General features: G+C 33.4%; 23 protein-coding genes. 16 read left to right on the forward strand and 7 right to left on the reverse strand.

Annotation, left to right across the window (positions count from 1 at the left end):
- Positions 1-78 precede the first annotated feature (78 nt).
- Together ACYIAM_RS02180 and ACYIAM_RS02185 are read right to left on the reverse strand one after the other, a co-directional pair.
- Positions 79-2604 (reverse strand): type VI secretion system Vgr family protein, encoded by a 2526-nt coding sequence (locus ACYIAM_RS02180; RefSeq protein WP_483747082.1) that lies wholly within the window; start codon positions 2602-2604, stop codon positions 79-81.
- 985 nt (positions 2605-3589) lie between these two features.
- On the reverse strand, positions 3590-4045 hold the full coding sequence (locus ACYIAM_RS02185) for a CPCC family cysteine-rich protein (RefSeq protein WP_483747083.1): 456 nt from the start codon (positions 4043-4045) through the stop codon (positions 3590-3592).
- Positions 4046-4220: 175 nt separating this feature from the next.
- Here ACYIAM_RS02185 and ACYIAM_RS02190 point away from each other — a divergent pair, with 175 nt between their 5' ends.
- From ACYIAM_RS02190 to ACYIAM_RS02245, 12 genes are all read left to right on the forward strand, one after another.
- A complete protein-coding gene (locus ACYIAM_RS02190) occupies positions 4221-4673 on the forward strand; it encodes a hypothetical protein (protein WP_483747084.1) in 453 nt (150 codons plus the stop codon).
- Between the two features lie 182 nt (positions 4674-4855).
- Complete coding sequence (locus ACYIAM_RS02195; RefSeq protein ID WP_483747085.1) at positions 4856-5449, forward strand: hypothetical protein; 594 nt, start codon at positions 4856-4858, stop codon at positions 5447-5449.
- 86 nt (positions 5450-5535) lie between these two features.
- A complete protein-coding gene (locus ACYIAM_RS02200) occupies positions 5536-5913 on the forward strand; it encodes an Imm8 family immunity protein (RefSeq protein ID WP_174795990.1) in 378 nt (125 codons plus the stop codon).
- Positions 5914-6113: 200 nt separating this feature from the next.
- The gene (locus tag ACYIAM_RS02205) at positions 6114-6578 is read left to right on the forward strand and encodes a hypothetical protein (protein ID WP_483747086.1); all 465 of its coding nucleotides are present in this window, start codon (positions 6114-6116) and stop codon (positions 6576-6578) included.
- A 60-nt stretch (positions 6579-6638) separates the two neighbouring features.
- A complete protein-coding gene (locus ACYIAM_RS02210) occupies positions 6639-6998 on the forward strand; it encodes a hypothetical protein (RefSeq protein ID WP_483747087.1) in 360 nt (119 codons plus the stop codon).
- Between the two features lie 149 nt (positions 6999-7147).
- Positions 7148-7594, forward strand: a complete 447-nt coding sequence (locus ACYIAM_RS02215) for a hypothetical protein (RefSeq protein WP_483747088.1) — start codon at positions 7148-7150, stop codon at positions 7592-7594.
- A gap of 79 nt (positions 7595-7673) precedes the next feature.
- Positions 7674-7985, forward strand: a complete 312-nt coding sequence (locus ACYIAM_RS02220) for a DUF7716 domain-containing protein (RefSeq protein ID WP_483747089.1) — start codon at positions 7674-7676, stop codon at positions 7983-7985.
- Positions 7986-8112: 127 nt separating this feature from the next.
- Positions 8113-8994, forward strand: coding sequence for a hypothetical protein (locus tag ACYIAM_RS02225; RefSeq protein ID WP_483747090.1), 882 nt, complete (start codon positions 8113-8115; stop codon positions 8992-8994).
- A 280-nt stretch (positions 8995-9274) separates the two neighbouring features.
- The gene (locus ACYIAM_RS02230; protein WP_085164754.1) at positions 9275-9667 is read left to right on the forward strand and encodes a DUF2750 domain-containing protein; all 393 of its coding nucleotides are present in this window, start codon (positions 9275-9277) and stop codon (positions 9665-9667) included.
- Between the two features lie 63 nt (positions 9668-9730).
- On the forward strand, positions 9731-10852 hold the full coding sequence (locus tag ACYIAM_RS02235; protein ID WP_483747091.1) for a hypothetical protein: 1122 nt from the start codon (positions 9731-9733) through the stop codon (positions 10850-10852).
- Positions 10853-11024: 172 nt separating this feature from the next.
- Entirely contained in the window at positions 11025-11384 is a 360-nt protein-coding gene (locus tag ACYIAM_RS02240) for a hypothetical protein (RefSeq protein WP_483747092.1), read from the forward strand.
- A 174-nt stretch (positions 11385-11558) separates the two neighbouring features.
- Positions 11559-12176: a hypothetical protein gene (locus ACYIAM_RS02245; RefSeq protein ID WP_483747093.1), complete on the forward strand. Its 618-nt coding sequence runs from the start codon at positions 11559-11561 to the stop codon at positions 12174-12176.
- A gap of 18 nt (positions 12177-12194) precedes the next feature.
- Here ACYIAM_RS02245 and ACYIAM_RS02250 read toward each other — a convergent pair whose 3' ends face one another.
- The gene (locus ACYIAM_RS02250) at positions 12195-12527 is read right to left on the reverse strand and encodes a hypothetical protein (protein WP_483747094.1); all 333 of its coding nucleotides are present in this window, start codon (positions 12525-12527) and stop codon (positions 12195-12197) included.
- Positions 12528-13033: 506 nt separating this feature from the next.
- Positions 13034-13378 carry an SMI1/KNR4 family protein gene (locus ACYIAM_RS02255; protein WP_483747095.1) on the reverse strand — a complete coding sequence of 115 codons (345 nt, stop codon included), beginning with the start codon at positions 13376-13378 and terminating at the stop codon, positions 13034-13036.
- A 457-nt stretch (positions 13379-13835) separates the two neighbouring features.
- On the opposite strand from ACYIAM_RS02255, the gene ACYIAM_RS02260 reads away from it, so the two are divergent.
- The 4 genes from ACYIAM_RS02260 (at position 13836) to ACYIAM_RS02275 (ending at position 17710) form a co-directional block, all read left to right on the forward strand.
- Entirely contained in the window at positions 13836-14150 is a 315-nt protein-coding gene (locus tag ACYIAM_RS02260) for a hypothetical protein (RefSeq protein ID WP_174795979.1), read from the forward strand.
- A 246-nt stretch (positions 14151-14396) separates the two neighbouring features.
- Complete coding sequence (locus ACYIAM_RS02265; protein WP_483747096.1) at positions 14397-14765, forward strand: hypothetical protein; 369 nt, start codon at positions 14397-14399, stop codon at positions 14763-14765.
- Between the two features lie 55 nt (positions 14766-14820).
- The gene (locus tag ACYIAM_RS02270; RefSeq protein WP_483747097.1) at positions 14821-15273 is read left to right on the forward strand and encodes a hypothetical protein; all 453 of its coding nucleotides are present in this window, start codon (positions 14821-14823) and stop codon (positions 15271-15273) included.
- A 112-nt stretch (positions 15274-15385) separates the two neighbouring features.
- Complete coding sequence (locus ACYIAM_RS02275; RefSeq protein ID WP_483747098.1) at positions 15386-17710, forward strand: zinc/cadmium/mercury/lead-transporting ATPase; 2325 nt, start codon at positions 15386-15388, stop codon at positions 17708-17710.
- Positions 17711-17778: 68 nt separating this feature from the next.
- On the opposite strand, the gene birA is transcribed toward ACYIAM_RS02275, so the two are convergent.
- The 3 genes from birA to murB are packed head-to-tail and all read right to left on the reverse strand — an operon-like array spanning position 17779 to position 20902.
- On the reverse strand, positions 17779-18732 hold the full coding sequence (gene birA, locus ACYIAM_RS02280; RefSeq protein ID WP_483747099.1) for a bifunctional biotin--[acetyl-CoA-carboxylase] ligase/biotin operon repressor BirA: 954 nt from the start codon (positions 18730-18732) through the stop codon (positions 17779-17781).
- On the reverse strand, positions 18707-19849 hold the full coding sequence (locus tag ACYIAM_RS02285; RefSeq protein WP_483747100.1) for an MFS transporter: 1143 nt from the start codon (positions 19847-19849) through the stop codon (positions 18707-18709). The genes birA and ACYIAM_RS02285 overlap by 26 nt, the downstream gene beginning before the upstream one ends.
- 42 nt (positions 19850-19891) lie before the next feature.
- Positions 19892-20902, reverse strand: coding sequence for a UDP-N-acetylmuramate dehydrogenase (gene murB, locus ACYIAM_RS02290; RefSeq protein WP_483747101.1), 1011 nt, complete (start codon positions 20900-20902; stop codon positions 19892-19894).
- Positions 20903-20953: the final 51 nt, after the last annotated feature.

Below are 20953 nucleotides of genomic sequence, written 5' to 3' on the forward strand. Positions count from 1 at the left end.
CTTGACTGAGTTGTTTTTCACCCACGGGAAAGTTGAAATTGTCAATTTTTTTTATGGTCATGTGTATTGCCTTATTCCTTATGCCGAAAAGCCTTTCGAGTTAAACGATACATGTTTTTTTAATAAGGCTTCGAGCTCTTGACGATTAATATTCAGTTTTGCGGATAAATGATGACTTGCAGCCCCCATCTTCTGCATCACGTTACATTTAAGATAGATATTATCCTGTGTGCCCAGTTCGATGCCTTCACTGCTGATTTTGATATAAGAGCCACCACAAATAAGCGTGAGGTTGTCTTTGGCGGTAATGGTGACTTTACCATCGACACTATCCACTTTGATATCTTGCTTGGCGGCCATATTGAGGTTGGCATTTTGGGCTTGCACTTCAATATCACCTTGGTTGGCAAATAGTTTCATGCCTGATTTTTGGGCAAATAAGCCTATCGCCTCGCCCGCTGCAAGGGTGACGTTGTTTAAAGCGTTAATATCGGTTTGATGTTCGCTGGTTAAGGTGAGGCTGTTAGCTGTTGTCAGTTGAATATTTTCAGGGCTGGTTAGGGCTAGGCCTTCTTGCGCGTAGGCTAAAATGCCACTTTGGGTCAGCTCACTTAAGTTGGCTTTAAGTTGTTCTTGGCTGTCGGTATCGGCGCTGTGCGCTTCGGACTGGGTAGCGGCATTTTGTAGGGCTTTGGCAATGGAGAGAGCATTTTCAATTTGGGCAATCGCCGCTTGCATATCGAGCTGTTTGCCTTGCGCTTTCGGCTGGGTTTGGGTGGTTAAGTATAAGCCTCTATTAGCGGCAATCGCCCCCCATTCGTCGGTGCGCAGTTCAAAGCCTTCACCGCGTTGTCCTTTTTTATTATCGACCAAATGCCCCAAATTAAGCTGAGTTTTGCCATATTCGGTGGCCAGTTTAATATGCTCTTGCCCACGTTTATCATCCATGCGCAGTTTGTTATTAGCCGGCGTGCGAATCACATTGCGGTGTTTGTTAATGGTGGTAACAGGGTCAGGGTGGGCACTGTCATGCATCGCATGGGCGATATATGGCCTATCGGGATTACCTTGCATAAAGGCAATGGCTACTTCAGTTCCATCAATTAACGGAAAGTGAAAGCCATAGGTGTTACCCGCATAAGGTTTAGCTAAGCGTACCCATAAGCTTTCCGTGCCACTTTTCCACTCTTTCAGGTCAACATTAAATTTAACCCGATAGCGCCCTTGCGGGTCGATATAACCATAGGTGTCATGATTAGGACTGGTGACGCGGGCAGGTAAAGTGCCACTGACTTGTGGCCAGCATATGGGCGCGGGGCGATAGGGTTTTAAGGCTTGATAAGGAATGGCGGTAAAGGTGAGTTCATAGGCATCAGTGCGATTACCTTGCCCCTGTACACTTAAAATAATGATACCGTCATTGATATCGGCCAGCGGACTGCCGTTGAGGTTAATCCATTGACCGGGGGCAAGGTTGTAGTGGTTACTCTTGCCTTTGAGGATAATTTGCTGGCTAATCGCCTGTTCATGGCGAATACGGGCATACCACTGACCACTTTCAACCTGATTCTCGTCATGCCTGTTATTCTCATTAAAGTTATTGCCATTATCACGATTATCATTATCATCATCATCGTTACTATCGCCACTAGTTTGCGGGTTGTCTTGTCCGTTGCTATCTAAGCCTTTATAGTGCTCGGCATAACGGTAGTCAGTGCCATAGGTGGTGGAGTCTTTGGGTTGGGTGTTTATTTCACCCTGTAAATCGGCGAGGGCATCACGGTAGTTATAGTCTTGTACCTTGACTGAGGAGACCACCACTTCACTATGTAGGCTGATATCCCACACACTTTCAACCCCCGTATCTGCCATACCACTGGGCGGTTTATAGTCAATATCGGCCACTTGCGCATAGCCTTGCTCATAATCACTTAACACCATCACATCACAATGGTGCTCAGCATGCGTTTCAAAGCGAAACCAGATACCGACATCGGCCAATAAGCGTTGAATAAAGGCAAGGTCACTTTCTTGCCATTGGGTGATAAACTCCCGCTCAGGGTAGCTATCTTTTAACTCTAAACGGTAATCAATCCCCGTCAAACCATGACTACGCAGCACTTCTTCAACCACACTCACCACGCTTTGATTTTGAAATATGGCACTATGTTGCCCCACAGCCAGCCGTGCTAAGCACGAGGATAACACCACCTGATAATGGGCTTCATCTTTATTGACCGATAACTGACTGAACTCAGTAATCACCCCATGCAAGGTGCGTTTATTACTCAACGTGGGCAAATCACTTAATGAGCGGATAGCGGAAGTTAATGGTTTGTTGATAACAGGATTAAAGGAGAAGGTCGATTTTTGGTTAAGAAAGGCATCAGGCGATAAGGTTTTGTCAGTACTGGTAAAGGTAATCACATAACGCCAAGGCTGGTTTAACGACTCATCCCCCTCAACATGTAAAACCGACATCGCCGCGCCCAGCCCGTCAACGGTTAAGGTATAGCGATTATGACTAACGCCATCTAAGCCCGCCATTAAATCGCTAACCCCGTCACCAAGCTGACCCAAAAGACGATTAAGTTCATTTGACATGTTTTCCTCCTTATATCCATTTTATAAAAATTAATCGGTGTTATTTTTAGTTATTTTTTTATTTAACACTGATATTTTGATTATTAAGTTTAAATAACAGACAGCTGAGCTAAAAATTGTACACTGTTTTAGTGTGAAATTTAATCTTTTTTTTTAAAAATGTTAAATAAATATTGTTTAATGTTAACAATTTCAGTTAGTTAAACCAGTAACTGATAGCGGCTTAATCCCTTTATTAAACAAGCGATTTAAGCAACTTAATGACTTATCAATGAAATTGATTAAATGATTAAATTTAAAATAATTTCACGCTGAAACGGTATAGAATCCTGAATATTTTTTACAAAAATATGACCGAAAAAGTGAACAGTTGGGTAAATACCCTGCCTGTTTTAGTAGATAGCATATTATTTAATGCTTCATGAGGTCTTTCGGTGTTATCTATATGACTAAAAAAGAATATAACAAAACTTATTTAACTAAAATAAGATTAAATGGGTTATTTAATTCGATTACTATTTTGAAATTGGCACTTGATTCCACCCTAAGAAAGTGATTGGGTAATTCAATTGCATTAATGAATGGGTTTGATGTTTCGAAATAGATCACCCATTTTAAATCATTCTTAGGTGTTAAGTAAGCGATAAAACCTTCCGAGCCATAGCTTCCTTCACCTAAAAAGCATTTATTACCATTTGTTAGGGTGATTTTTTGGATGATATCTATATTAGTGATATTATCAGGATCTTTATCCAAAAAAAAAATTAAGATTGAATGATTTCCCTTTTTTAATTAATAATTGGGGATAAAACTGGGCTGAAAGGGATATTGATTCACCAGTAGAAAAGTAAATCCCGTCTTTTATAGGTAACGTTTGTTTATTCCATAACGCCAATATTTTTGTCATCTAAGCACCCTTTGATACGTTAATCCCCAAAAGCGTAGTTACTTTATTACATAATCAAATCTAGATTTGATGCAAGTATTATAAATCTCTATTAGCTAATTTATATGGAATATTCATCAAAGTAGCCTTTTGTTTTTTGTCGAACATTACTTTATATTTGCTTAATGTCGAGTGATTAACTGAACTATAATGCTCTAATTCAGTACTGAGTGTACCATCATCCTCCCAATAACATAATGGACAAACATCGTATTGTCCTTGATGAGTTAGGGTTAAATAATGGCAACAAGGGCATGCATGCAAAATATCTTCGTCCCCTATAATGGTAATAGGTTTACCATATAAACCACTAACATATTGTTTTAAATATTGATTAGAATAGCCTTTCAATTTAATATCAATAAAATAGCCTAATAAAAACGGTTGAATAGCATCATCATACATATTTGTATATGCTAAAGGTTGACCATCTTTATCAAGATAATTTGCAAAGAGAATATTCTCAATATCCTGTTTTGAAGATTGTGCAATCATTTCGATAGCTAACAGTGTTAAAGCGAGTTTTCGGCTGAGCGTCTTCATTGAGTTAAAGTGAACAATGATAAATTATCTAATTTATCAAAAATACAGTTTGATCACTACCTCACTTTTTATTTTATGCTTATGATAAATGAAAAACTGGAACAATAAAAAAGATAGAATGTGAAATATGGAAAGATTAAATATTGATATTATTGATATTATTAACAATGGCGGCTTTTTAAAGTGCCTGCCTGCTTTAGCGCAAGATGCTTTTTTTCGACATTGCCAAATAGAAACAATGAAATCAGCCATTTTGTACACGGCTAAAATCGGACTTTTTGATATAGAAATAGGTCTTGATAAAAAAGAACATAGTGGCTATGAACTCATTAATTTATCTGAAGATAACCATAAATTTAGTGGTATCACTATCCATGATACTTATGGAATAATGAAAACAAATTTTAATGCTTTATTACCAGCTAATATTATCCAACTATTGCCTGAGCATACAGTAAACCATATAGATAATATAGAACAAATTGAAATACACTTCTGTAGTGGAAGCACTATAATTTATCAGCGAGCTGACTTACCGCCTGCGGTGATATCCAATACATTAAAGGGCGTCATTTTTTGAATTGGAATAATGTGTGATTTGTTTATCGTCATCAATTAATATATGATTATTATTGATTATATAAGGAAAAATAGAGATAACATTTCAAAAAAAGATCTCAAAATTTAATCAATTAAAATTGAGTCACATGAAAAAAGAAATGTTGCCCTTGATCTGTTGCGATACCCAAAAGGTAATAAAAAATGAACTCTATCGATATTATAAAAAGCTATTTGGCAGGCACACTTTCTCCACAGGATTTTCAAAAAGAACTTTATTATAATAAGGATATTGAAGATCTTCTATCTGAAGAGCATCAAATTCCCCCCTATACCAGCAGATATAAAAACGCATTTTTATATCTTATTGAAATTAATATTTTATTGCCATCAGGTGAACTCGATAGTAAAGATTTACTTTCAAAGTTTCTCGCTAAAAGAAATATTAACTTCTCGTTAAATAATGAACATAAAAAAAAGTATGATCTATTTATGAAAATTCAGCCAAGCTGGTTAAATTTAACTGAACCATACTTTAATTTAATTATGAATAAACATCGGGATAAAGTTGGAGTTGAATTAGAAAGAGCGTTAAAATTAGAAATTAAGAAAGATTTTAAATTCTTAAAAAATAGACCTAAATGGCTTCAATCCCCAAACTGGCCAACCGTAGATAACAAACCGTTAATTTTTATAGGTCAATTAGATATAACCCAAATTAGCCATGATATATCCTATTTATATATATTTTTAGATGAAAAGAAAAATACATATATGACTTTTGAGCAATCAACATAAACAATAACTAACTGGCAACACGGCGATATGATTTAATAATAATTCTATCGGGTTGCCATATCTAGCAAAATCTCAAGCGATATATCATGAATAAATTAAAAATTAGGCAACAAAAATTTGAAGTGAAACATTACTGGTCCCCAGATATACATGATCCTTGGCGATGGAAACCAGAAGACAATGCAGTATTTTACTTATTAGAAATGAATATTGGTATTACAGGAAAGGATGAAACAGATATTTATTCAATTATTATTGCTACTCCAGAAGGGATAATGAATTTAAATAACAACAGAATACAACAACCTAAATTATATAAAATGTTGTTACTATACCAATACGATTGGAATAAGGTTAGACGCACAATAGATCAGCAGCTTGCTTTGATAAATCCCACTGATGAAATACAAGCCTTGGATAAATTAGCCAGTAGTTTTTATTGGGAATATGATGGTATGAAATAACCCTAAAAAAATATGCTAATTATGAATATGTGGTGATGAGTAATTAGCACAATTTATTAAGTGATCCTTTATAGCGGTTTGAGTAAAAATAGTTCGGTTGAGACTGAGCCTAATGGGAACGTGCAAACTAAAACCAGCATTCATGTGGATTGCAAAAGTGAAGTACATAAGTATTCCATAAAATGGGAGTTTTAATATTAATGCATATTCAAAGAAAAAAGATCTTATATGCACTTCAAAAAGCATATGGCGATTTAAGCAACCCAGATTTCCATTTCGTGATGGAATCCTACAATTCCCTAAAATATAAATGTCTACTGAATGATATCCATGCTTTATTTAAAGTAGAAGATAATACTGATTTAAACTATGACGTATGTATATCGCTAAAATTTAATTATCATAATAAATCAATGTATTTATATTTATCTTTAGTGTCGGCCTATGCTTTTTTATATTATGGAAGTAAAGTTATTGATTGTAATGATGATATTTATCAAATATTGCTTGAACTGATTGATATATTACATGATTATCATTTTGTGTTATTAAACAAAAATGAGCTTTTATATACCTTTGATATAAATTCCTCGGCTTTTGGTTTTGAGGGTAAAAAAGCATCAGTTTTAGCACTGTTGTTTTCATTCGGTTTATCGGTCAATTAAAAATAATAATTAAACTACATGACGACAGCTTGGGAATAGTCGAAATAGGAGAAAAATAAAATGCCAGAAGTAAACAATCAGGCAATTGAAACAATCTATGGAGAAATATATGGAAGAGACGCTTTAATATTAAAAGACATCATATTTGATATGTTTCCACTGGAATTAAAGGTAGTAGCTTCTTTGTGGTTACCACATTGCCAACCCAGCAGAGGATTAGAAGGCGAGGCTTTAATCTGTTTTAAATTTAAAAATATAAAAAGTTTAACTATTACGATGATTGATGAATCAAAATATCAGCTGGTAAAAAAATCTTGTTTCGATAAAGTATTTGATAAGGAACAAGATGAACATTATGTTTTAAGTACTTATGATCATATTTTTGATGTGATTGGTCAATGTGAAGTAAGCTACAAATAGTTATTAACGTTTGTAATAATTTGGAAGGAAAATTGGCTGATAATATGGTTGTACATCATAAAAACCCATTATTTCGTCAATAATAAAGATTTACACAAGTATCCTACAAGAATGAATCCCTTATTTGGTGTTAATTAAAAGAGGTCGGTATGAATTTATTCTGCGATAATTGTAATAAAGCATTTATAGCATCAGAGGAGCAAGACCGATTCATCTTAGTTTCTCGTGAAAAAAACATGAAATTCATTATGATACAGTGCCCTTATTGTTTTATGAGTTATGCTTTTAATCCAATGCAGTTAACTAACCTAGACAATAAAAAAATCCCTGTTGTTAATGGGTTAAGATGCCCTAAAGAAACATGTACGGGTATAGTATCTTATATTGAAGATATCCCTCCATTTTTTGGGTGTGGTCAATGTGGTAACGTCTGGTTAAAAAAAGAAAATTTGTATGATGATATTAAAAATATAATATCTAAGTATCCTTATAGAAAACATGCATATAATATAATAAACGGCGAATATTTACCTGTTCTAGATAAAGAAATTCCACCATGCTATGATGAGCAAGTCAATTTAGAGTGGAATGATTAAATAAATCAAAATGATGGTTGTGATGATTGCAGAAAATAGCCAGATACAATTTATTGTAAATAATAATTGGAGATTATGAATGAAAACTATAAGAGGAATTGAAAATTTATTCCGTATTTATAAAAATCTGGATGAACCATGGCGCTTTTTTGTGGAACCTGAATTTATAAATGAGATCAATTGCATTAAAAATGCCAATTATTACGTTGCAGAAACGGAAGATGAATTTGATGAAATGGATTATTCACCTGATAAATATGAAGCATGGTTAGAATATCCGACATTTCAAGCCATTATCGATAATAAACTTGAACATCATCCTAATGCTACAAAAAAAGATTTATTAGATGCTATTATTTATTACCTTGAAAATGATGATTTTTTGGATTAATCCAAAATGGGAAGGTCAAAAAAAGGGCTTTCCGTTTTTAAGCAAAAATCTGTAGTAGTAAAATTTACCGTTGTTAACCGCATTAATGCAGTCTATTTAAAACAGTTTTTATCGCTAAAGAGAAATTATGAAAAAATTTTTAGAATTACTAAATAAACAAGATATAAAGTACCTCATTGAAGACAATAAGATCACAGTTGATGGTAATTTAAATCTAAGAAATAAAGGAATTAAAGCATTACCTGAAAACTTGTTTGTTAACGGGGATTTGATTTTAACTCATACCAAAATTGAAGCACTGCCTAAAAATTTTTCTGTTAGTGGTGATTTAGATTTAACAAATACAGAAATTAAAAAATTACCTGAAAATATACTTATTGGTGGCTATTTATATTTAACAAATACGGAAATCAAAGCATTACCTAAGAATTTTTCAATTAGTGGTAGTCTAAATTTAGCAAAAACAAAAATAACAGCACTACCAGAAAACCTATCTGTCCAAGGTGATCTCAATTTAACAGTGACAAACATCAAAATGCTACCCGAAAACTTATCAGTTGGTGGGAGTTTATACTTAGGATTTACAGAAATAGAAGCATTACCAGAACACTTTTCTATTAAAGGTGACTTAGATTTGAAATTTACCAAAATGACTAGGTTACCTGAATACTTATCCGTTGATGGTCACTTAAACATTGAATCGACAGAAATTCAAGAATTACCCGAAACCTTATCTGTTGGTCGTGGCATACATTTGGATATAGATCAAATACAGAATATAGCTTATCGTAAAACTGGCGAAGATAACTCGCAAATCATTTTTGCTTGTTGGTCTAATGGCGCATTTGCAATTCAAGCAATGGACTTTTTTGGTACACTTGCAGATTTTGAAAAAATGGTTGATGAAAACTATTCTGAAGAAAATGCGATACAATACAAAAAAATGGCGAATGAATGTATTAAAGAGCTGACTACAAAGCTTAACAAACTGTCATCGATAGTAAATTAAGATAAGTTAAAAAAAACAACCCACCTTTATTAGCCCAAGAAGATCGGCAAAATGACTATAATGCCGAATACTACCAAATAATGTGAACTGTCCTCATTTTAGTGGACAGTCATTTTAAATCACTCTTTAATTTTATTTTAAAATTTAACAGGTTATAAAAAAACACGGATATCAATATACTGTATTTCAATACTCTAATTTATACAAATTTTCAACATTGACATGATAATTATTATTACCTATGCTTACCAAACGTAAGCAAAAAATACGAGGACTAATTATGAAAGTATCAGCCAAAGAAATCGAAGCTATGTCAAATAAAGGCAGCAAAGAGAGATACATTTATTCTATAAAAAGAATTGTTGATAACGAAAAAGCTTGGGTTTTGGATTATGATGGTTTTGCCTTGAGTGGCATAAATGGTGACAATAGTGAAGTTCTTATATTATGGCCAGCTCGTGAATATGCTGCAAATTGTGCTATAGATGGTTGGGAGAATTACAAACCAAAAGCATTATCTCTTGATTATATAATGGATGATTTGTTGCCTAAATTATCATCAAAAGGGACTCAAGTCGGTATTTTCTCAGTTCCAGGTCTATCTAATACCCCAGTTGTTGATGCTGAAAGTTTACTGCTTGATTTAGAACACGAATGTAGTAATTATATGTAATTTTATATTAATATCAGAATAAGAATAAAATTATAACAACCTTTATTATTTATGCGAGATATAATGGAAAAGTTTTTGGAGTTATTAAACAAAAAAGGCGTAAAATACTGTATTAACGATAATAAGATCATAGTTAATAATAATTTAAATTTAACAAAAAAAGGAATTTGTGTATTACCCGATAATTTATTGATTAACGGCGATTTGATTTTAGCTCATACAAAAATTGCAGCACTACCTAAAAATTTTTCTGTTAGTGGTGATTTAGATTTAACAGATTCAGCAATTCAATTATTACCCGACAATTTATCTGTAGGTGGTAGTTTATATTTATCGTTTACACATATCAAAGAACTGCCTAACAATCTATCTATTGGCGGTGATTTATATCTAGGAAATACAGACATTCAATCATTACCAGAAAATTTATCAATTGGTGGCGATTTAGATCTTGTCTTTTCAGAGCTCAAAGAATTACCTGATAACCTATCAGTTGGTGGTAATTTAAATCTAGAAAATACAGAAATTGAAATACTACCAAGAAATTTATCAGTTGGTGGGGATTTATATTTAATCAATAGTCAGATCAACAAATTATCTGAAAACTTATTTGTTGGTGGCGATCTTGATTTAGCCTATACAAATATCCAATCATTACCTGAAGGCTTAACAGTCGGTGGTGATTTAGATTTAAGAAATACAAACATCAAACAACTACCCGAAAAATTTTCTGTTAGTGGTTATTTAAATTTAAGAAATACAAAAATCCAAACATTACCAGAACATTTATCTGTAGGCGGGTATTTAAGTCTAGCGAATACAGAAATTCAAGCATTGCCTAAAAATTTATTTGTTGGTGAACATTTAAATATACAGTCAACCAAAATCACATCATTACCCGAAAACTTATCGGTTACTCGTGGCATATATTTAGATATAGCTCAAATACAGAATATAGCTTATCGTAAAACTGATGAAGATAAGTCGCAAACTATTTTTGCTTGTTGGGCTAATGGCGCATTTGCAATTCAAGCAACGAATTTTTTTGGTACACTTGCAGATTTTGAAAAAATGGTGGATGAAAACTATTCTGAAGAAAATGCGATACAATATAAAAAAATGGCGAATGAATGTATCAAAGAGTTAACTATAAAGCTTAATAAACCGTCACTGAGAGTAAATTAAGATAAGTTAAAAAAGCAAATCTTCTTAATTGACTCAATGCTATCGCCAGATAAAGTAATATTATACCAATCACATTCTTCTATATGATTAGGTAACAAGCGCTTTAGATATTTACGATAATATTGTTGATTTAAAGCAATCTATTGTTTAAAACAAACTAAGCTGCTAAAAAATGAATATACAACATATAGAAACAGCTGATTGCAATATCTTGGATACTAAAATATTTTCTCATAAAATTAAGATATATTTTGCATCAGTTTACCAATTAGAGACAAAACAACACATAACTAATGTTTGTTTATCGATTTTTAATTGGTCATTTTTTGAAGCAAAGGTTTTTATCGTTAATCATTTGCATAATCGCTTTGAACAGAAAACGTTATTCAAACATGAATTAGAGTTTTTTGAATATATTCAGAAAATATCGCTTGAACAGAATAATTTTATATTACAAGGATACAGTAAAAAATCTGGCAACTGGCTAGAGTATCGTTTCATAGATAGTGATTTTTGCTTGACCATGTTTTAACAAAAATATAGCTGCGCATGTAATAACTATGCAACCGTTTTTGTAGTGCTATAAGCATTGATAAAAAAATAAATTAATTGTCTGACAAAAAGCTTAAGTGATCTATGGAATATAGGCTGTCATTTCTAGTGCCATAACACGTTTATTTGGGTGTCAATGTAAAAGTACATAATCATGAAATCAAAAGATCAGCGCTTCCTATTCTTAATTGAAAATAAAACCGCCCCTTGGGGCGACTGGGGCGATATACTTTGGACAGGGTTAACACCTTGGGATGAAAATAAGCAGTCTATTGCTATCGAACGTACCGGACCTTTTACTCCAAAAGCTTATTTTTCAAGTAATAACTTTATTTTTACAAAAGAAATAAAAGAACTAATCGAAAATTCCTCATTAAAAGGCATTAAATTTTTGTATGAAATAGAAAAAAAGAAAATTATTAATCTTGATTGGACAAAATGGGATGTGAATAAAGATATAACTGATTATTTAGATGATCTATATGAACCAGTGGATTTAATTTTTGATGGCATTAATGATGTAAAATTAAATCAGGATATGCCAGATTATTACTTGTCTAGTATAGAAAGCCAAATTCATTTAAACAAAAATAAACTTATCGATATGCAAAACCCTTCGGAATATATTACTTTTGTTGGCAACGAACTTGATGATTCTGATTTTTTTATGGGAATTGAAATACTAGGCTGTTTTATTAGTGCAAGAGCCAAAAATTGGCTAGAAAAATATTGCCCTAACTGTTTTGACTACTATTTAATTAAATCTGATTAATAGTGGAAATATTCTAACTTAATTGCTTAATCTAACTAAAAGATAATCATATAATTTTTCTGCTAAAAAATTAGCATGCTCACTTTTTACGATTAAATTAAAAAAATAGTATTGGTTATACGAATCTTCAATTATAGGATCGGAAAGCATACAAAATTCGATGTAAGCTAAATATAATTTTTTTATATCATCAGAAATTTCTTCTAAAGAGATATGATAATTGCTTATATCATAAAAAATATTAGTAAATTTATGATTAATAATACTTAACTCTATAAAAGGAGTATGATTTTTCTCACAAAATGCCCAGTGCATAGATTTTGTTTTATCATCTTTATAAATAAATTTCATAATTAATCTTTTATTTTAAAATTTGTGACATGTATCATTATGTCATTTTCCCCTGTTTCACCATATAATGGATTCCAACATCATTAATTTTTGTTCTATCCTCTAAGAGCTTTGGATGTGGTTCACTGATCATATAATTCAACTTGGCTATGGCAAAACAATTTTCGGGTGTTCTATCTAAACAAGTATCATTAATCTCAATAAGATCTTCATAGTATTTGTTTGAAAATCCCAAAATGACTTCTAGCAGCAATAATTTTCCAACACAATCAATACAATAGCCAAAGGTACGTTGCGTTCTTTTGTTATAGCGTGATTAATCGACCAAAACATCCCATTTATGTCTAATCTGGTTATTATTGAATTTGTATTTTAGTTATGCTGAATCATTACCAACTGGTGAAAATAAAATATAATCAATTAACTAAAAATTCAATAGTTAATAACTTTGTGATAATTTTGTGATAAAGTTATCAAAGGATTTAGACACCAAAACTAATTCTTTTTCATCCATTAACCATATATATTTCTCCATAATTTTCATCTTTTAATGAAAGTACAAAGCAATTTCCACCTTCATCATAAGCAAAAGGAATCATATTCTTTAAATTAGGGAAACTATCCACTAAGTCAGTGTATATATTTTCTATAGTTACATCACCGTATTTTATCGAATTAAAGCCACCTAATAAAAAGAAATTATGTCTTCCATTTTCAGGTGGGTAACCGCCATTAAATTCCATATAAAAATTAGAAAACGAAAGTGGAATCTTTTTGTTAAAGTATTTGCTAAATTCGTCTAACTCATCAAAAGATAATTGTTTTTCTGATTCTTCAAGTTTTAACCCCATTTGCCATTTCCTTTTTTAGTTGCGTAAATCTGTCTAAATACAGACCTAGATATCATCTAAGATAAAATCAGTTTTATAGCTATTATTTATAAACCATATAAATCATCTTCAAACACTAATTTAGAAATAAATTCATTAAAACTATTGCATAGAAATTGTTATCTTTAAAAGTTTTTCAACCTCATTTAGGTCAGCGGTATTAATTGCTTGTTCAGAGTCATAGAATTTGTTACTTTCTCTTGGTTTAATATCTTTATATTCAATAGTTTCATCTTAGTCTTGTTCTTCATTATAGGTTAAAGTATTTAAAAAACTTTCAAACGAATCAAATATATTCATCATATTAATTCCCAAATTATATTGCACCTGTAACTATCCGCAAAATAATAGAGTAAAAAAACACAAAACTCATCTACAATATCAATAAAATAGGATGATAATTTTTAGGCAAATAGCCATGATCCAAGAAATATTAAATAATCTAAGAAATGGTCCAACTATTTTAACGTTATCTCAGATAATAGATGTAATGAAATATCTTCAAGCATTTAAAGTTGAGGAGATATTAAAAAATGATCAAGGTTTTTTGGAGGTATTAGATATATTAGTTGAATCTTATTCTGATTCAGCGATATTTGAAGTCAATAATGATAATAAATCATTTTTAGAAAATTTTAGTGATTGGTTGCTTAAATTAGGGGAAAAACACCCACTAGGTAACGATCAAGATGATTTAAGCTCTTATGCAGATATGTTTTTGAAAGAAATGTAAGATATTACTACTGAAAACAGCTAAAAGGTATGGAAAGCAAGATTCTAAATTATTATTTCAATAAATAATTTTATAGCTTTAGATAAAACGTTTTTAATGCCTATTGTAGACCATATTCAAGTTTAGATGCATGAAAGCGAATATTAAATCTCTGAATCAAGATTATAATTTAGTTGATAATGCTATATACTTTAAAACTATCAATTGAATAATGACTTTCTTTAAGAAAAGATAAGGATTCATAAAATGAAAAATAAATATCTTACTGAAATTGATGATTATTTATCTGTTCCAACAAATTTTGATTTTTTAAAGTTATTAGATACAGATCATCAATTGGATCTAAGAGATGAACATATATTTGATGATCAGTGGATGAATACCTTTAATGCATTAAAAAATAAAAGCTTTGATAATGAGGAAATCAAATTGATTAACACATTACGAGAAAAAGCATTTATGCTATCTTTAAAAGCAATTAATGATTTTGAAATATCATCCCGAATCGCTGACGATATTGAGATAATAGCCAAGAGCTTTATAGCAGGAGAATATACTAACTGGGCTATTACACACTTATGGTCTGCTTATAAGAATAAAAGATTTCCTGTATAAATTTTATAAAAAAATAGCTGTTAGATAAAATATAGTTCGGCATAGTATATATTTTATGAATAAAAATTTATTCACCATTGATGAAAAAAAATATCCTATTGCATGGAGATTTAATTCTCAAGATTGCTTGCTATCCTTTGATGAAAAAAACAGGATTGTTTTCCTTGATACCGAAGAATCGAGTCATTTTTGGGATATGACGTTGCCATTTGAACATTTAATGAACATCAAGTCATCATGTTATTCTATTCTAGAAAAAATTACTTTGGATTTTAACTTTCCTCAAGAATCTTCTTTATTTTTTAAAAATAAATTAACCAACATTTCATCGATTTTTTTCTTTTGGGAACGAAAAGCGAGTGCTATTGTACCCGTGGAGATTTTTGTTAAAGCATGGAGCGATTTTTTTTATCCTAGTGATGAATCAAGTATTCTTTTAATTACCAATAGCAATAAGATGATCTTTTCTTATGAAGAAACATTTTTTTATGCAGATATATTAGATTAATAAAGGATCAAAAGATCTGTCATCCCCCATTACCTCATTATTAAAAATAAAATGATTTTCTTTTTTATTTTTTAGCGTACAATCAAAATCATCCCCAAAAAGAGGTAACGTTATGTTATATAATAACAAATCAATGTACCACAAACATCACCGCCATGAATGTTGTCATGATAATTGTCAAAATCTGGCGCATAATCATGCAAATTTCTCTCATGTTGTAAATTGTCATCAAGAATCAACCCAGAGTTGTGGCGGTAGTACCCATAAGACTAACCCCAAAAATGAGTTTGGCGATCCCCCTGATGACCCCGACAGGCAAATCAATCAAACTAAATTAACATGGAAAATAAAAGGCATGGATTGTGCAAACTGTGCGCAACAAATTGAAAATAGCTTAAAGACATTACCCAATATTTGCCAAACCAAGATTATCTTTTCTACCGAAAAATTAGTTGTTTTTGTTCCACAAAAGAATGAAAAAACGATTAAATTGATCGAAGATAAAATCGTCGAGTTAGGCTATAAGCCTATTTTTGAATCATCCCCCGAACATTCACATCATCATGAGCATTCCCATCGTTTTGATAATAAAGCATTAATCCCTTTAGCGGTGTTAGGCGCTTTAATTGTTATGAGTTATATCCTTTTGTTATGTAATCAAACCGTTGGCGAATATGCCTTTATGGTGACGGCAGTTGTTGGTCTCATTCCTATTTTGAAAGAAGCATTGGTTTTAACGCGCAGTGGTACACCATTTGCGATAGAGTCATTAATGAGCGTGTCGGCTATTGGTGCTTTATTTATTGGCGCTGCCGAAGAAGCCACCATGGTGATATTTTTATTTATGATTGGTGAAATGTTAGAAGGTGTTGCAACAAGTAAAGCAAAAAAAGGCATTTCCTCGCTTGCTCAGCTCATGCCAGAAGAGACCGTGATAATCATTGACGGTGTACGAAAAACCGTTGCCAGTCATAGTTTAAAACCCGAGGATATTATTGAAATTTCATCTGGAGGGCGGTTGCCTGCTGATGTCATTTTAATGAGTGATCAGGCCAATATTGATGAAAGCGCATTAACTGGCGAGTCCATTCCTGTTAATTATCTTTCAGGCGACAAAATTATGGCTGGTTCGCTGGTGGTTGATAATACAATTCAACTTAAAGTGGTATCAGAAGTCGGGCAAAATGCGGTTGATCGTATTTTACAGATGATTGAAGATGCCGAAGAGCGCAAAGCGCCTATTGAACGTTTTATTGATAGATTTAGCCGTTACTATACGCCTACAATTGCTTTATTTGCACTATTGGTGATTGTTGTGCCACCTTTGTTGCTTAATGCTGATTGGTATACTTGGTTTTATCGTGGCTTGACGTTGTTATTAATTGGTTGCCCTTGTGCGCTTGTGATTTCAACCCCTGCGGTGATAACATCTGCCTTGTCGAATGCGGCAAAGCAAGGGGTGTTAATTAAAGGTGGAGCAGCATTAGAGCATATTGGTTCGGTTAAACTGGTTGCGTTTGATAAGACTGGTACCTTAACTGAAGGTAAACCACAAGTAACCGATGTGATTCCTCAAGATATTTCCAAAGAGCAATTATTAACAATGGTTGCCTCGGTTGAAAGTGGTTCGCATCATCCTATTGGTAAAGCTATTGTTGATTACGCATTACAAAATCAGTTAGTCATTAATCAGGCCGATAATCGTAAAGCAATTGCGGGAATTGGTATTCAAGGCGAGATTGATAATCAGACTTTTTATATTGTTTCTCCAAACAAAGTTGCAACTGTTTCAACACCTTTAAATGATGAACACGCTAAAATCATTGCGGAACTTGAAAGTGCAGGTAAAACCGTGGTGGTTGCGGTAACAAATCAACAACTGATGGGCATTATTGCGCTGCAAGATATGTTGCGGTCAGATGCAAAGACTACAATGAATGAACTTAATCAGCTTGGTATTAAATCTTTGATGCTAACAGGCGATAATGCGCGAGCGGCTAAAGCTATTGCCGATCAGTTAGGTATGGATTACCGCGCTGAATTGTTGCCTGCCGATAAGTTGATTGCCATTGAAAAGATCCGTAACACAACGTCAATTGCTATGGTGGGCGATGGTATTAATGATTCACCAGCCATGAAAGCCGCAACTGTGAGTATTGCCATGGGAAGTGGCACAGATGTTGCGCTAGAAGCTGCCGATGCCGCATTAACTAAAAATAGCCTACTCAGTTTACCTAAGTTAATTCGTTTAACTCGCTTTGCGAGTCGTAATATTAAACAAAATATTACCATTGCATTAGGCATTAAGCTGATCTTTTTGATTACCAGTTTGTTTGGTTTTACTGGACTGTGGCTAGCAGTGTTGGCTGATTCAGGCACGACTGCGATTGTTACCGCTAATGCCCTTCGGGTTTTGAAATTTAAAAATAAAAGTTAAGAATATGTTTACTTAATCTATTCCGCTTGTTACAAGCGGAATAGCTATTTTAAATAATTTTAAGTTTATTATTCATCACTTCTTAATGATATTTCGCCACCAATATGGGCATTAATTTGACCGTTTTGTTCTAACAATAAAGCACCTTGCTCGTTGATGCCTTTTGCAATGCCACGAATGGTATTATCACCAATTAATAGTTTTACTGGTCGATTGGCAAAGTTATCTAGTCTATTCCAATCATGAATAAATGGGGCTAAACCATGTTTTTCAAATTCGATTAATTTACTTCTTAAGACTTTGGCGACTTGAGCCACAAGTAAATTACGATCAACATTACCTAAATTAGCCCATTTTTGGTTAACTATGCTGGTATCGGGGTTTGACATGGTTAGATTGACGCCAACACCAATCACTACATGGGCACAGTCACCAGTTTTACCAGCGAGCTCAACTAAAATACCTGCTAACTTTTGGTCGTGAAGATAAAGATCATTTGGCCATTTAACTTTGATCTCTTGGCCTGATAATGTGCGCAAGGTATCGGCAAGTACTATCCCTACCACCAAACTTAACCCCATTGCCGCCGCCACGCCTTGATCTAATCGCCAATACATCGAGAAGTATAAATTGCTACCAAAAGGTGAAAACCATTTTCGCCCACGTCTTCCTCTCGCTTTTGATTGGAATTCAGCCACACAGCAATCACCTGATGTTAATTGCCCTATTCGATCTAGCAGATATTGGTTGGTTGAATCAATAATCGGTAATACTTCACACTGACTATTCGACTGGTAATACTGGTCAATTTTGGCTTTATTAAGCAAATTAAGAGGAGAAGCCAAGCAATAGCCTTTACCTTGCACTGACGTTAATGCTATCCCCCACTCACGCAGTTGTTTGATATATTTATTAATACCCGCACGTGTTATGCCGAAAATGGTTGCCAATTCTTCGCCTGAATGGAACTGTCCATCGGCCAATATTTCAATTAATTTAAGTGGATTTTTGTGGCTGCGCATCCGTTCCTCTTTTTTTAACTAATAAGATAACGAAGTATAACGAAATTATAGCAAAACTAACAAATAAATAGGTATTACTCGTTTTATCCATGATGAATGCTATCGCCGCAGGAGCAACTAAGCTACCTAAAGTGTTAGTTAATAGCATTGCTTGGTTCATAGCCACAATATTTTGCTTTTTAACACATGAGCAAGCCCAAGCCATCGATATGGGATAAATGGTGTAAATGGTTGCACCTAATAAGATAATTGCCAACACACCAAACCAATTAAATATAAGCATGATACATGCAACCAACATGAGCAGCGATTCAATTAGCAATACAACTTGCCGTCCAAATTTGTCGGCATACCAATTGGCAGGCATTTGTGCTGCTACTCCTGATAAGATAAGTAAAATCATCCAATTAGCAACTTGAGTATCGCTATAACCCAAGTGTGAATAATAAACTGGCAACAGTGAATATAACGACCCAATTAACATACCAGCAATAACGCAACCGGTTAACCCAAGCCGAGAGGGTTTATTTAATATCATTGGCATAATGTCAAAGCTGCTTTTTTTTCTTTTTGGTAATTTATAATGTGTGCGCAAAATAAATAAAATCGCAAGCCCCATTAGTAACATAATAACCAATCCAAAATACAAGACATCTTGTGGAAAATACTGTAACAATGCTTGCCCTAAAACCGTGCCTAAATAATAAGTGGTTAAATAAACTGCAAGCATTTTTCCACGTGTATGCACAGGGCCTGTGAGTAATATGCAACTTTCAATCACCACCCAAGTGACAGCGCAAGCAATGCCAATAAAAAAGCGCCACATGATCCAACTATAAAAATTCATTGAAAAACTTAAGCCAACAGTTGCAATAGCAAAAATAATGCAACTATAGGTATAAGTGTGCCGAGCATTAAATTTACTAATAAACCAATTGGCAAAAATAGTACCAATCAAGTTGCCAGTAAAATAGCTTGATCCCACAAGACCAATTTGCCCAAGCGAAAACTCATTACGCACTAGCCACAATGGTACTTGCGTATTGAGAGCTGACAACGAGATAGTCACAAAGAGTAAACTCGCTAATAAAATAGGAAATGAATACGAATGTTTCATAATGTTATCGCATATAATTTATGGGTTATAATTTGGCGTTAATTATAAATAACTGTCAGCATCAATTTCGCCCGAGTTGCCGATAAATCGGATTTCTGGCGATAAACTCACCAAGAATTTTTGTAATACACATTTTTTTATATAACGAGCTAATTCAACTACATCTTGTGCAGTTGCTTGGTTTTTGTTGACTAACACTAACGCTTGTTGTTGATGCACGGCAGCTCCGCCTATTTGATAGCCTTTTAGACCACACAGATCGATAAGCCAACCTGCGGCCAATTTTGTTTGATGATTAGCTTGTGGATATATTGGCATATTCGGATAAATTTCAAGTAGCTTATCTGCCTCAATTTTATCGACCACGGGATTTTTAAAAAAGCTCCCTCCATTGCCAAGAACTTTTGGATCGGGCAATTTACTACGGCGAATTTCGCACACTTTATCAAAGACCATTTTTGGGGTGACATTTTTTGGATCAAAGTTTCGTAATTCACCATAAGTTAGTACTGGTTGCCACTGTTTGGGTAATTTGATACCAACATTGATGACCGCATAACCTTGCAAATATGCTTTTTTAAAGATGCTTTCACGGTATCCATATTGACCATCGGTGACTGTGATGATTTTACCTGTAGCAAGCTCAAGTAGTTCTACATAATCAGCAATGTTTTGAAACTCAACACCGTAAGCACCAATGTTTTGAATGGGCGCCGAACCAACACAACCCGGAATTAATGCGAGGTTTTCAAGTCCTGATATATCTTGCGCAATAGTTGTTGATACTAAATCATGCCAAATTTCGCCAGCCCCCACTTTTAAATGCCACGCTTGTTCGGTTTCGGTTATGGTAATACCTTTTAGGCGATTAACAATAACAATACCATCAAAGTCACAGGTAAAAAGAGTATTACTGCCTTCACCAATAATTATAATAGGTAAATTTTGAGAGTTATCTTGCCAAACTCGTTGTAATTGTTCGACCGTAGTGATCGTGACAACTTTTTGTGCAAAAACAGTTAGACCAAATGTATTAGGAATTTTTTGTTTCATTGATAACTACCTTTATTTTTGTGAAAATAGATGTCCAAAAGTCAATCGATT

It is taken from the genome of Gilliamella sp. X-60, assembly GCF_057063585.1.